Annotated in this window: 15 protein-coding genes; 2 read left to right on the top strand and 13 right to left on the bottom strand. The window is 68.9% G+C overall.

Annotated features, from left to right (window positions below):
- Position 1: 1 nt before the first annotated feature.
- From Tfont_RS08835 to Tfont_RS08825, 3 genes are read right to left on the bottom strand one after another with little or no spacing between them, the layout of a single operon-like run.
- Complete coding sequence (locus Tfont_RS08835) at positions 2–2,284, bottom strand: chemotaxis protein CheW (protein ID WP_143969159.1); 2,283 nt, start codon at positions 2,282–2,284, stop codon at positions 2–4.
- Between the two features lie 45 nt (positions 2,285–2,329).
- On the bottom strand, positions 2,330–2,692 hold the full coding sequence (locus Tfont_RS08830) for a response regulator (RefSeq protein WP_143969158.1): 363 nt from the start codon (positions 2,690–2,692) through the stop codon (positions 2,330–2,332).
- Positions 2,693–2,718: 26 nt separating this feature from the next.
- Positions 2,719–3,174: a hypothetical protein gene (locus tag Tfont_RS08825; RefSeq protein WP_390612406.1), complete on the bottom strand. Its 456-nt coding sequence runs from the start codon at positions 3,172–3,174 to the stop codon at positions 2,719–2,721.
- Positions 3,175–3,480: 306 nt separating this feature from the next.
- On the opposite strand from Tfont_RS08825, the gene Tfont_RS08820 reads away from it, so the two are divergent.
- Together Tfont_RS08820 and Tfont_RS08815 are read left to right on the top strand one after the other, a co-directional pair.
- Positions 3,481–4,581, top strand: a complete 1,101-nt coding sequence (locus Tfont_RS08820) for a hybrid sensor histidine kinase/response regulator (protein ID WP_260682327.1) — start codon at positions 3,481–3,483, stop codon at positions 4,579–4,581.
- Positions 4,578–5,207, top strand: a complete 630-nt coding sequence (locus Tfont_RS08815) for a response regulator (protein WP_143969156.1) — start codon at positions 4,578–4,580, stop codon at positions 5,205–5,207. The genes Tfont_RS08820 and Tfont_RS08815 overlap by 4 nt, the downstream gene beginning before the upstream one ends.
- A 9-nt stretch (positions 5,208–5,216) precedes the next feature.
- Here Tfont_RS08815 and fliR read toward each other — a convergent pair whose 3' ends face one another.
- From fliR to Tfont_RS08765, 10 genes are all read right to left on the bottom strand, one after another.
- Positions 5,217–5,954: a flagellar biosynthetic protein FliR gene (fliR, locus tag Tfont_RS08810; RefSeq protein ID WP_143969195.1), complete on the bottom strand. Its 738-nt coding sequence runs from the start codon at positions 5,952–5,954 to the stop codon at positions 5,217–5,219.
- Positions 5,955–6,021: 67 nt separating this feature from the next.
- Positions 6,022–6,291 (bottom strand): flagellar biosynthesis protein FliQ, encoded by a 270-nt coding sequence (fliQ, locus tag Tfont_RS08805; protein ID WP_068608886.1) that lies wholly within the window; start codon positions 6,289–6,291, stop codon positions 6,022–6,024.
- 11 nt (positions 6,292–6,302) lie between these two features.
- Positions 6,303–7,070 carry a flagellar type III secretion system pore protein FliP gene (gene fliP, locus Tfont_RS08800; RefSeq protein ID WP_143969155.1) on the bottom strand — a complete coding sequence of 256 codons (768 nt, stop codon included), beginning with the start codon at positions 7,068–7,070 and terminating at the stop codon, positions 6,303–6,305.
- Positions 7,067–7,453, bottom strand: a complete 387-nt coding sequence (locus tag Tfont_RS08795; RefSeq protein WP_143969154.1) for a FliO/MopB family protein — start codon at positions 7,451–7,453, stop codon at positions 7,067–7,069. The genes fliP and Tfont_RS08795 overlap by 4 nt, the downstream gene beginning before the upstream one ends.
- Before the next feature lie 19 nt (positions 7,454–7,472).
- On the bottom strand, positions 7,473–7,904 hold the full coding sequence (gene fliN / locus Tfont_RS08790) for a flagellar motor switch protein FliN (RefSeq protein ID WP_068608892.1): 432 nt from the start codon (positions 7,902–7,904) through the stop codon (positions 7,473–7,475).
- Entirely contained in the window at positions 7,894–8,907 is a 1,014-nt protein-coding gene (gene fliM, locus Tfont_RS08785) for a flagellar motor switch protein FliM (RefSeq protein ID WP_143969153.1), read from the bottom strand. Before fliM ends, fliN begins: the two co-directional genes overlap by 11 nt.
- A 47-nt stretch (positions 8,908–8,954) precedes the next feature.
- Positions 8,955–9,479 carry a flagellar basal body-associated FliL family protein gene (locus Tfont_RS08780; protein WP_143969152.1) on the bottom strand — a complete coding sequence of 175 codons (525 nt, stop codon included), beginning with the start codon at positions 9,477–9,479 and terminating at the stop codon, positions 8,955–8,957.
- Positions 9,480–9,665: 186 nt separating this feature from the next.
- Positions 9,666–10,988: a hypothetical protein gene (locus Tfont_RS08775; RefSeq protein ID WP_143969151.1), complete on the bottom strand. Its 1,323-nt coding sequence runs from the start codon at positions 10,986–10,988 to the stop codon at positions 9,666–9,668.
- A gap of 12 nt (positions 10,989–11,000) precedes the next feature.
- Positions 11,001–11,453 carry a flagellar export protein FliJ gene (fliJ, locus tag Tfont_RS08770; protein ID WP_068608899.1) on the bottom strand — a complete coding sequence of 151 codons (453 nt, stop codon included), beginning with the start codon at positions 11,451–11,453 and terminating at the stop codon, positions 11,001–11,003.
- The coding region (locus tag Tfont_RS08765; protein WP_143969150.1) for a FliI/YscN family ATPase at positions 11,450–12,603 on the bottom strand (1,154 nt) is incomplete at its 5' end. The genes Tfont_RS08765 and fliJ, both read right to left, overlap by 4 nt.

The following is a 12,603-nucleotide window of genomic DNA, read 5'->3' as shown; positions in this document are numbered from 1 at the left end:
GTTACTGGCGCACGCGCCGCACCAGGGCGGAAATGTCCAGAATCAGCGACACGCTGCCATCGCCCAGGATGGTGGCGCCCGAGACGTTGGGGACCTTCTTGTAGTTGGCCTCGAGGTTTTTGATCACCACCTGCTGCTGTCCCAGGAGCTCATCGACCATCAGCGCCACGCGCGAGCCGTCCGACTCCACCACGACCATGATGCTGTTGGCCGACGCGTCGGCCGCAGACCGCGGCACCTGGAACAGACGGTCCAGCTCGATGACCGGCATGTACTCCTCGCGCACCTTGACGAGCTGGGCGCTCTGGGCCACGGTGTTGATGTCGGTGGCCTGGACCTGGAAGGATTCGACCACGGAGGACAGCGGCAGGATGTAGACCTCTTCGCCGACGCGCACCGTCATGCCGTCCATGATCGCCAGCGTCAGCGGCAGGCGCACCTTGACGCTCATGCCATAGCCTTCGGCCGAGTCGATCTCCACCGATCCGCCCAGCGAGGCGATGTTTTTCTTGACCACGTCCATGCCGACCCCGCGCCCGGAGACGTCGGTGACGACCTCGGCCGTGGAGAAACCCGGCGCGAAGATCAGTTGCCACACCTCGGCATCGCTCATGTCGTCGGAGCAGGGGATGCCCTTGTCGCGCGCCTTTGCCAGCAGCTTGGCACGCGACAGGCCGCGGCCGTCGTCGCGCACCTCGATCAGGATCGAGCCGCCCTGGTGTGCCGCCGACAGGGTGATCGTGCCGACCTCCGGCTTGCCTTTGGCGACGCGCTCGTGCGGCAGCTCGATGCCGTGGTCACAGCTGTTGCGGATCAGGTGCGTCAGCGGATCGGTGATCTTTTCGATCAGGCCCTTGTCCAGCTCGGTCGCCTCGCCGTGCGTGACCAGCTCGACCTTCTTGCCGAGCTTGCCGGCCAGGTCGCGCAGCATGCGCGGGAAGCGGCTGAACACGACCGACATCGGGATCATGCGGATCGACATGACCGATTCCTGCAGGTCGCGCGTGTTGCGCTCCAGGTCGGCCAAGCCGGTCAGCAGTTGCTGGTGCAGCGTTGCGTCCAGGTCCCGGCTGTACTGTGCCAGCATGGCCTGGGTGATGACCAGCTCGCCCACCTGGTTGATCAGCTGGTCGATCTTGCTGACGGACACCCGCAGCGTCGTCGTCTCCAACTGGGCGCTGGCCGCATTGCGCGCGGCCTTGGCGGTTTCGCGCGCCCGCGCATCGGCGCTGAGCGCCGGGGCCGCGCTGGCCGCTCCCGTGGACTGGGCGGCGGTGTGCAGGGCGGCCTCGGCCTGCAGCGCGGCGGCGTGTTCCGAGGGCGTCACCGGATTGCCGGGCGCGCCGGGGAACAAGCCGTAGCCGTGCACCTCGTCCGGCGCTGGGACCGGGGTGCCGCTGGCGTCCGTTCGCGTGCCCGCTACAGGGCTGCCTGGGGCCCCGGCGAACAGGCCGTAGCCCTCCTCGATGACGTCGCGGCTGTGCTCGGGCAGGGTGCTTTCTGCGGCGGGGGCGGCTGCAGACTCGGCTGCGGGCGCCGTTGCTGCCGTGCCCGCCGGTATCAGCGCAACATGCTCGCGGGCGACGTGGAAGGCAAACAGATCGAGCAGCTCGTCGTCGGTGCTGGTGGTGTCGATCTCGTAGATGCGGACGTTGCCCTCGTCGCGCTCGGCGGTGATGGTGCCCAGGCCCGCGATGTCGCGGAACAATTCCTTGATGGGGTCGGCCTGGTCCAGCCGGGTCAGCGGGCCGATGCGGGCCTGCAGATGCCGCGGCGCGCCGGCGGGCGAGGGGGCCGGCATCCCACCCGCCGTGGCGCGTGGGGTGGGCTCTGCCGCAGGCGGTGGTGGCGGAGGGGGCGGCGGCGCGGCCGTGGCGGCCTGGCCGCTGGCCAGCGCGCGGATGCGCGACACCAGCCCCGCCGTCTCCGGAGGCTCGCCACCCAGCCCCTGGTGCCGCGCCAGCAGGCCCTTGAGGGCGTCGCTCGACTCCAGCAGCACATCCACCATCGGCGGGGTGGGCACCAGCTCGTGGCGGCGCAGCTTGTCCAGCAGGGACTCCATCTGGTGGGTCAGCTCGGCCACGTCCTCGAAACCGAAGGTGGCCGCCCCCCCCTTGATCGAGTGGGCGCACCGGAAGATCGCGTTCAGGGTCTCGTCATCGACCGTGTCCAGGTCCAGGTTGAGCAGGAGCTGCTCCATCTGCTCCAGGTTCTCGCCCGCTTCTTCGAAGAAAATTTGGTAGAACTGGGTCAGGTCGAAGCCGTCGTTCGCGGTATCTGCCATGGCGGTGCTCTCGGTCGTCTCGCAAGCGTCGGGGCGCCCGGGGGGTCAGCGGATGACTTTCCGGATGACCTCGATCAGCCGGTTCGGGTCGAACGGCTTGACCAGCCAACCCGTGGCGCCGGCGGCGCGGCCCGCCTGCTTCATCTGGTCGCTGGATTCGGTGGTCAAGATCAAGATCGGCGTGGCGGTGTAGCTGGGGTGCTCCCGCAGCTTGCGGGTCAGGCCGATGCCGTCCAGCCGCGGCATGTTCTGGTCGGTGAGCACCAAGTCGAAGCGCTGCTTTTGCGCCTTTTCGTAGGCATCGACGCCATCGACGGCCTCCACCACCTGGAAGCCAGCTCCCACCAGCGTGAACGAGACCATCTTGCGCATGGAGGCGGAGTCATCAACGGCCAGGATCGAGTGCATGGGCGGACCTTGTGGGTATGACGGGTTCAGAACAGTTCGATGGAGCCGGCGTCCATCTCGCTTTGGGTGACCGGGTTGGGATTCTGGGGCAGGTGCGTCACGACCATGCCGACCTCGTCCTCTTCGGGCTCCATCACCTGTTCAGCCAGCATATAGGCGCAGCCGCGCAGGACTTTGCCGGTGTGGACCAGCAACTGGGTGGCCATGTCGTGGAACTGCAGTTCGAGCACGGCTTGATGGAGGGTTTGCCGCAGGTCTTGCATTTCCGGCGTGCTGGGCTCCGGTGCGAGGGCGTCTACGGCGGCGATCGCCCGGTTGAAGCGGTCCAGCAGGTTGCCCGTGGCATGGTCGAGCAGGCCTTCCAGGCGTTTGAGGTCGTTCATCGCCACCAGCAGCGAGTCCTGCAGGTCTGCCACCGCGCTCAGGCGGACGGGGACGGTGGGCTCGTCGCTGTCCTCGGGCGGCGCGGGTCGGGGTTCGATCACGGTGACCTCTTCCCGCGGCCAGCGTCGGCGCTGCAGGGAAGGTTGGGGGGTGTCCGGATCTGACATGCTGAGGCCCTGCTGCAGTCCCATCGGGATGTGGTCGTGTAAATATACCCCGGCTCCAGGGGGGCTGGACCTGGGATTTGATCGGATTTCGGCGAATCGTTGGACTTTCGTCACGATGCCGGTGCCTGGCCAGCGCCGTGTGGATGCTGGATGGGGCGCCTTTCGCCCACAATCACGGGGTGGCTGCGATACCCATTCCCGCCTGGCCCGCCGCCCAACCCATGGATACCCCGCTGCGTGAACGCTCTGCGCCTGCTTCATCTGGAGGACAACCCCGTCGATCACGGCCTGCTCGTGCGCGCCTTGCGCCGCGGCGAGATTGAGTCCGAGGTCGTGCTCGTGGACACGCTGGAGGCCTTTCGCGCGGCCCTGGCGCCCGGTCAGCCGCCGTTCGATGCGGTGCTGGCCGACTTTCACCTGGGTGGCTTTTCCGGGTTGGAGGCCTGGGACTGGCTGCGCGAGGCCGGGATCGATCTGCCGTTCATCCTCGTGTCCGGGGCGATTGGCGAGGCGGCCGTGGCCGATGCCATGGTCCGCGGCGTGAGCGACTATGTGGACAAAGCGCAGCTGTCCCGCTTGCCCCGGGTGCTGCAGCGCGCGCTGGAGCTGTCGGCCACGCGCCGCGCGCAGGCCGAGGCGGCGCGCGAGCTGGCCGCGTCCCGCCAGCGCCTGCTGGAGCTGACCGAGCATCTGCAAACCAGCATCGACCGTGAGCGCGCCGACATCGCGCGCGAGATCCACGACGACATCGGCGGGGCGTTGGCGGCGGTCAAGCTCGACCTGGCGTGGCTGGCGCGCCGATTGACGGACGAGGAGGCCCTGGGCCATGTGCGCTCGGCGCTGGGCATGGCTGAACACGCCCTGGGCGCCAGCCAGCGCATCATGCGCAACCTGCGCCCGGCGGTGCTGGATCAGGGGTTGATGCCCGCGCTGCAGTGGCTGACCCGCACCTTTGCCGAGCGCACCGGGCTGGACGTGGTGCTGCGGGGGCGCGTGCAAGGCACGCTGACCCCCCGGCAGGAGATGGTGGCCTACCGCACGGTGCAGGAGGCCCTGACCAACGTGCTCAAGCATGCGCAGGCGCGGCGCGTGACCATCGACGTGAGCGACCTGGAGGACCATCTGACCATCGAGATTGCCGACGACGGCCGGGGCGCTTCGCCGCAGGAGCTGGGCAAGGACCGTTCGTTCGGACTGCTGGGCCTGCGCGAGCGGGCGCAGTCCGTCGGCGGTTGGCTGGATGTGGTGACGGCCCCCGGCCAGGGCATGACGCTGATCTTGTCGGTGCCGCTGGCGGGTGCGGCCGCACCGAACGAAGCCGAGGAGGACGATCAATGATCCGAGTGGTGCTGTGTGACGACCATGCGGTGGTGCGGCGCGGCGTGCGCGACACCCTGATGGAGGCGACCGACATCCAGGTGGTGGCCGAGGCCGACAGCTACCCCGTGCTGCGCGAGGCACTGCGGCGCGAAAAGCCCGATGTCTTGCTGCTGGACGTGGACCTGCCCGGGCGCAGCGGGCTGGAAATTCTCTCCGTGCTGCAGGAGGAGGGCAACCCCGTGCGCACCATCATGGTCAGCATGTATCCCGAGGACCAGTATGCGATCCGCTGCCTGCGTGCCGGGGCGATGGGCTATCTGAACAAGGGAGGCGATCCCCAGGCCCTGATTGCTGCGGTGCGCACCGTCGCCCAGGGGCGCAAATACATCACCCCCGAGATTGCCGAGCTGCTGGCCAACCACCTGCAAGCCCCGGAAGGCGGCGAGTTGCACGACAGCCTGTCGGAGCGCGAGTTGCAGACCCTGCGCCTGATCGCCTCGGGCAAAAAGCTCTCGCAGATCGCCGAGGCCCTGATGATCAGTCCCAAGACCGTCAGCGTCTATCGCGCGCGCGTGCTCGAAAAACTGGGTCTGAGCAATAACGCCGAGCTGACCGTCTACGCCATCCGCAACAAACTCGTGTGAGGCCCGGCCTCATATCCCGTACAGGTCCGCCAGCAGTTGCATGAGCCGGCGCACCGGTTCGGCCAGCAGCGGCATCGACGCGGCCACGCCGATCAGCCCCACCGACAGCGTCAGCGGAAAGCCAATCGCAAACACGTTCATCTGCGGGGCGATGCGCGAGATGATGCCCAGCACCACGTTGACGAACTGCAAAATCGCGATCAGCGGCAGCGCGATCCACAGGCCGTGAGAGAAGATGGCCGCCCCCAGCTCGTACAGGCGCATCTGGCGCAGCGCGGTCCAGGTGTCGTCCCCGACAGGGAAGGTGACGAAGCTGGCCGCCACCGCCTGGATGAGCAGCAGATGGCCGTTGAGCACGATGAACAGCAGCATCGTCGTGTTGCCGTAGAAGCGCCCCACGGTGCTGGCCTGCGACCCCGTGCTGGGGTCGAAAAAGCCCGCGTAGTTCAGGCCCATCTGCAGGCCGACGATTTCGCCGGCCATCTCGATCGCGGCAAACAGGATGCGCGCCGCCAGTCCGATGGACAGCCCGATGGCCAGTTGCTGCACCAGCGTGCCCAGCGCCTGCGGGCTGTTGAGCGATACGGTGGGTTGCACCGGCAACGCGGGCTGCACGCACACCGCGATGACGAAAGCCAGCCCGATGCGCGTGCGCATGGGCACCGAACGCGCCGAAAACAGCGGTGCCGCGGAAAACAGACCCAGGATGCGCAGAAACGGCCAAAAAATCGGCGTCACCCAGCCCATCAACTGGGCTTCGGTGAAGGTCAGAAACACCCCATCCATCGTATCGAGGCCGCCGACCAACCCGCGCTCAAACGGCGTAATCGGGGATGGCGAGCAGCACGCGGCGGATGTACTCGACCAGCGTGGTCAGCATCCAGGGGCCCGTGAGGGCGATGACGGCCACCGCCGCGATCAGCTTGGGCACGAAGGACAGCGTGGCCTCGTTGATCTGGGTGAGCGCCTGGAACAGGCTGATGACCAAGCCGACCACCAGCACCGTACCCAGGATGGGAGCGGCCACCGTCAGCAGGATGAACATCGCCTGCTGCGCGATCGTGAGGACGGCTTGCGGTTCCATGCGGTCGGTCCCTAGGGAGTGGCGAAGCTGGCGGCCAGCGAGCCGACGAGCAGGTTCCAGCCGTCGGCCAGCACGAACAGCATCAGCTTGAAGGGCAGCGCCACCAGCACGGGCGAGAGCATCATCATGCCCAGCGACATCAGCACGCTGGCCACGATCATGTCGATGACCAGGAACGGGATGAAGACCATGAAGCCGATCTGGAACGCGGTCTTGAGCTCGCTGATGACGAAAGCCGGCACCAGCACGCGCAGCGGCGCGTCGTCGATGCGGGTCTCGGGCGGCAGCTTGGCCAGGTTGACGAACAACTGAAAATCCGCTTGCCGGGTCTGGCCCTTCATGAACTCGCGCATCGGCACCTCGGCCGCCGCCACGGCTTGCTCGAAGGTGGCCTGCCCGGTGCTGTAGGGGCGGTAGGCGGTTTCGTAGACCCGATCGAACGTCGGTCCCATGACGAAGAAGGTGAGGAACAGCGACAGCCCGATGATGACCTGGTTGGGGGGCGAGGCCTGCGTGCCCAGCGCCTGGCGCAACAGCGACAGCACGATGACGATGCGGGTGAACGCCGTCATCATCAGCAGGATGGCGGGCAGGAAGGACAGTGCCGTGAAGAACAGCAGCGTCTGGATCGGCACCGAATAGCTGGTGCCGCCGGGGCCTTGCCCAATCACCAGGGGCAGCTGTCCGGGCGGGGTTGGCTGCGCCCACAGCGCGCTGGCGCCGGCCGCCAGCGCCAGCGCCAGCGCGGCGCGCAGCCAACGGCGGTGCGCGCCGGTCATACCGTGGGCTCCCGCCGCTGCGGCTCGGCCGACAGGGCACGTGCCACATCCGCATACCGTGGGGGCGTCGCGGGGGCGTTTGCCGCGGGGGCAGCGTCGCCCGCGCTGCGGCGGCCGACCCCCAGCGGCTGGACGTGCAGCGTGCGCACATGCTGCGGCGTGACGCCCAGGGTCAGCTGCACCGCGCCGGCCGGGCCGTCCAGCTCCACGACGACGACGCGCTGTTGGGGGCCCACCATCAGCTGCGCGGTCACGCGCAGCGCCGCACCGCCGCCCACGGCACTGGCCTGCCGCCGGCGCAGCCACTGCACGCCCCAGGCCAAGGCCGCCAATGCGGCCAGCAGCCCCAGGGCGGGCAGCCACGCGGTCCAGTCCGGTGTCATGCCTGGCGTCCGTCGGCGTTCAATGCTTGCTCAGGCGGCGCAGCCGCTCCGATGGCGTCACGATGTCGGTCAGGCGGATGCCGAACTTCTCGTTGACCACCACCACCTCGCCTTGCGCGATCAGGTAGCCGTTGACCAGCACGTCCATCGGCTCGCCGGCCAGCGCGTCCAGCTCGACGATGGAGCCCTGTGCCAGTTGCAGGATGTATTTGATCGGCACCTTGGTGCGGCCCAGTTCCACCGACAGGGTGACCGGAATGTCCAGCACCATGCTGATGTCGTTGTTGCCGGTCGGCGCCGGCGCCGCGCCATCGAAGTGCGGGGCGCTCGCGAAGACGTCGTCGCTGCCGCCTCCGCTCCCGCCGGTCTGCTCTTGCAGCGCCTGGGCCCATTCGTCGGCCAGCGCCTGTTCGTCCACCGGGCCGGCCGGCGTGTCGTTTTCATTTGTCATAGTTCGTCGCTCCGTGTCCGTGCCAGCTCTTGTCGCTGCTGCGGATGGTGCGCACCACCTTCAGCGCGTATTTGCCGTTGTGCGTGCCGTATTCGCACTCCAGCACCGGCACGCCGTCCACTTTGGCCTGGATGATGCGCTGGCGCTCCAGCTCGATGAAGTCGCCCGGTTTCATCGCCAGCAGTTGCTCCACCGTGGCCTCGGCGGTGGCGAGTTCGGCCACCAGCTCGACCTCGGCGGCTTGGATCTCGTGGCTCAACAGCTTGACCCAGCGCCGGTCGACTTCCATCGAGTCGCCCTGGGTGTTGGAGTACAGCAGGTCGCGGATCGGCTCCAGCGTCGAGTAGGGGATGCACACGTGCAGCGAACCGGTGATGTCGCCAATCTCCAGCGTGAAGCTGGTGGAGACGACGATTTCGCTGGGGGTGGCGATGTTGGCGAACTGCGGCTGCATCTCGGAGCGCTGGTAGACAAGCTCCAACGGGTACACGCCTTTCCAGGCCTTTTTGTACTCCTCCGCCACCACGTCCACCATGCGGTTGATGACGCGCTGCTCGGTGGGGGAAAAGTCGCGCCCCTCGATGCGGGTGTGGAACTTGCCGGTGCCGCCAAACAGGCTGTCGATGACGCCGAACAGCAGCGTCGGCTCGCACACCACCAAGCCGCTGCCGCGCAGCGGGCGCACCGCCATGATGTTGAAGTTGGTCGGCACCACCAGCTCGCGCAGGAACATGCTGTACTTTTGCACCTGCACCGGGCCGACGGAGATCTCGGGGCTGCGGCGGATGAAGTTGAACAGGCCCACGCGCAGGTTGCGGGCGAAGCGCTCGTTGATCACCTCCATCGTGGGCATACGCCCACGAACGATGCGCTCCTGGCTGGAGAGGTCGTAGGTGCGGATGCCGCCGGTCTGCACCTCCTCCTTGGCCAGCTTCTGGCTCTCGCCGGTGACGCCCTCGAGCAGGGCGTCGATCTCGTCCTGGGACAAAAACGCGTCGCTCATGGTGTCGTGGGGCGCAAGGGCGGGCGGGGATCAGCGGGGCGGTGGCCTCACTGGACGATCAAGCTGGAAAACAGCACGGCCTCGACCGGGCTGTAGCCGCGGTACTCCTCCATGCCGGTGGTGGTGCGCACCAGGTCGAGGATGTCCTGGGAGAGCTGTTCCTTGCCTTCGGCACTCAGGAGCTGGTCTGCCGTGCGGCGGGAAATCTGCATCAGCACGCCGTTGCGGATGGCGGGCATGAACTTCTTGACCTCTTCGGCAACTTTGGCATCCTCCACCTGCAGGGTGATGCCCACTTGGGCGTAGCGCGTGGAGCCCTGGTCGGCCAGGTTGACCACGACGGCCTCCAGCGGCATGAAGGTCGGCGGGCCGGCGGGGGCCTTTTTCTTGGGTTTGGCCTTGGCTTCCTTGGCGGGCTCGTCGCCGGCTTCTTCGTCGTGGCCGCCCTTGAGCAGGAAGAAGGCCGCCGCGCCACCGCCCGCGAGCACCACCAGCAGGACGATGATGATCAGCAGGAGCTTTTTGCTCTTGGGTTTTTCACCGCCGGCGGCGGCTGCAGCGGGTTCGGCCATGGTGTCGGTGGCGTGTAAAAAAGAATGGACGAAAGCCGACGGTGGACCGCCGGCACGGTGACCGCACCTATTGTGTCACGGGTCATGCGTGCCGACGCCGATGCCTGCATTGTGGCGCCACCCGTCGCCCCGACCAAAGCCCGAAAAGCCCGCCCGCACCCGGGTTGTTCGGGGGATGTGCGGTGTTCAGGCGTAGACGTCCAGGCCCGCGCGCCCGCTGGGCCTCCGCAGCAGGACGCCCTGGCCCACACGGGCGGGTTCGGCCGTGGCGACGGGGGCGAGGCCCATGCGGATCGAGCGGGGGTTCGCATCCGCGGGCGGCTGCCCTTGACCTTGGGCAAACTGCCCGCCGACGTCCACGCCGCCCAGCGTCAGGCCGACACGGGCCAGGGCCTCGGCCAGCGCGGCCGGCGCCTGCGCCTGAATGAGCTGGCGCATGGCACCGTCGTCCGTGCGGAACAGCACCTGCGCCACCCCATCGGTCACGGTCAGATCCACCCCCAGCGGGTCGTCGGTGCCCTCCTGGAGCGAGAAGCTGGCGCGCTGCGACTTGCCGGCGGTCCACAGGCTGACCTGAGCCCCCAGGGACTCGAACGCGTCACCCAGGGCCTGGCCGAGTTGCAGGCCGAAGTCGGACGCCTCCGGGCCCGGGCCGCCGGCTCCGGTGGGCGACGGGGCGTCTGGCGTGGCCGGGCCGCCGGTTCGCAGTGCGTCGGGGGTGCGTTCCGCCTCGCGCCGCTCGCCGGGGTGGGTGGATGTCTCCGCCCGCTCCATCAGCGCCGCGGGGGACGGTGCGGTGGGCGCCGTCAACGCGGTGGCATCGCTGGGGTGGCGGTCGGTCCGTGTGGTCGGTGCCAGCGGGCCTGCGGCCCCATCGGGTGCGGACGCCTCGCGCTGCGCCAGCCGGCCATTGGCCAGGGCCGCGCCGGGCGACCGTTGCTTGGAGCGCGCCACGGTGGAGACCCAGTTGCCCCACGGCGTGTCGGATGCCGTGGCCTGCATGAGCTGGCCCAGCCCGCCGCCTTTGGCCAAATCCGCGACCGGGTGGGCGGAGGCGGAGACCAACGGGGCGGCCGGGTCGCCGTCGGTGGGGGCTTCCGTCCCCGTGCGCGGGGATGCCGCTGTCAGCGCCGTCAGGTCGGCGGTGCTGGCTGGCGTGTCACTGGGAATAGGATTCGCGGCATCCGATGCGGGCGGCTGCAGCGCGGCGGCGGGGGTGGCCGCTGCCATCAGGGCCGCGGCGGTGTCGGGCAGGGCGTCCGCGCGGGGAGGGCGTTTGGTGATCTCCTCCGCGCGCGGATCGTCTTTGGCGGCCGCGTCGGTACTGGCCTCGGCGCTGGCCTCGGCATCGCACAGCCCGGTGGCGTCGTCGGCGCACAAATCGGCCAAGAGCTGCGCGAACGGGTCGCCGCCCTGTGGGTCAGCCGCGTGGCTGCGCTGGCCCTGCGGACCCTGGGGCCGGTGGGTGCCGTGTGCAGACGTGGCCGGGGGGAGCGATTCGGCTTTCATGGGCGTTCTCCGTCAGGGATGGAGCGTGTGGCGGCGCCGGTGGAGCGTGGCGGCCATCTCGTCGTTGGCTTTTTGCTCCAGGCGCTGCAGGTGCTGGTGCCAGTCCTGCTGCCAGCGTTGTTGCACCCGCTTCAGCGTGGCCAGCTCGCGTTCGGCATCGCGCAGCCGCCCTTCGTGGTGGACGATGCGCTCGTCGAGCTGCTGCAGCGTCTGGGTCTGGAACGTGATGGCGTCCTCCAGCTTGGCCATGAACTGTCGGTGGGTGGCCAGCAGCGTGGGCGACACGCCGACGGTGGCGCGCTGGTGCCAGCGGGCTTCGGCGTCCTGGGTGTAGGCCTGCAACTGCGCCATCTGGGCATCGGCGCCCTGGCGCTCCTGGCGCACGCGGGCCAGCGCTTGCGCGGCTTCGTCGCGGCGGCGCTCGGCCAGTTCCAGCAAAATCCCCAGATCGCGCGGCTTGTTCATGCACGGCCTCCTGTCGCGTCGCGGCCGCTGCGGGCGGTGGCGGGCTGCAGCACCTCGGCCAGCCGTTGCACACTCTCCTGGAAGGGGGCGCATTCGCGCATGTCCTGCATCAGCAGGCCTTGCATGGCCGGTTGCAACTGGATGGCCAAGTCGGTTTCCGGGTCGCTGCCCGGCACATAGGCGCCCAGTTGGATGAGGTCGCGGCTCTTCTGGTAGCGCGAATACAGCTGCCGGAATCGCCGCGCCAGCGCCCAATGCGTTTCGTCCACCACGTTGTGCATGACGCGCGAGGCGGACGCTTCGATGTCGATCGCGGGGTAGATGCCCGACTCGGCGAGCGCGCGCGACAGCACGATGTGCCCGTCCAGAATGGCGCGCGCGGCGTCGGCGACCGGGTCCTGCTGGTCGTCGCCTTCCGACAGCACGGTGTAGAACGCGGTGATGGAGCCGCCGCCCTCCGGGCCGTTGCCGGACCGCTCCACCAACTGCGGCAAGCGCGCGAAGGCACTGGGGGGGTAGCCTTTGGTGGCCGGCGGCTCCCCGATGGCGAGTGCGATTTCGCGTTGCGCCATGGCGTAGCGGGTGAGCGAGTCCATCAGCAGCAGGACGTGGCGGCCATCGTCGCGAAAGCGCTCGGCGATCGCGGTGGCGTAGTGCGCGCCCTGCAGCCGCACCAGCGGGGGGGCGTCCGCTGGTGCGGCCACGACCACCGCGCGGCCGCGGTCCTGCGCGCCCAGGATGTCTTCGATGAACTCCTTGACCTCGCGCCCGCGCTCGCCGATCAGGCCCACGACGATGACGTCGGCCTGGGTGTAGCGCGCCATCATGCCCAGCAGCACGCTCTTGCCCACGCCAGAGCCGGCGAACAGCCCCAGGCGCTGCCCGCGCCCCACCGTGAGCAGCGCGTTGATCGCGCGCACCCCGGTGTCCAGCGGCTGGCGCACGGGCGCGCGGTTCATGGCGTTGATGGGTGGGCGCTCCAGTGGCTGCACCTGCACCCCGTGCAGCGGGCCACCGTGGTCCAGTGGGCGGCCATAGGCGTCGACCACCCGGCCGAGCAGGCCATCGCCCAGTGGCAGGCGCAGCACACCGCGATCGTTCGGCACGATGGGGTGGGGCTCGTCCCCCAGGCGGGGGCGCGGGCGGTAGG

This window comes from Tepidimonas fonticaldi (genome assembly GCF_007556755.1).
Classification (GTDB): domain Bacteria; phylum Pseudomonadota; class Gammaproteobacteria; order Burkholderiales; family Burkholderiaceae_C; genus Tepidimonas; species Tepidimonas fonticaldi.
This window is presented reverse-complemented; position numbering and strand designations above follow the sequence as displayed.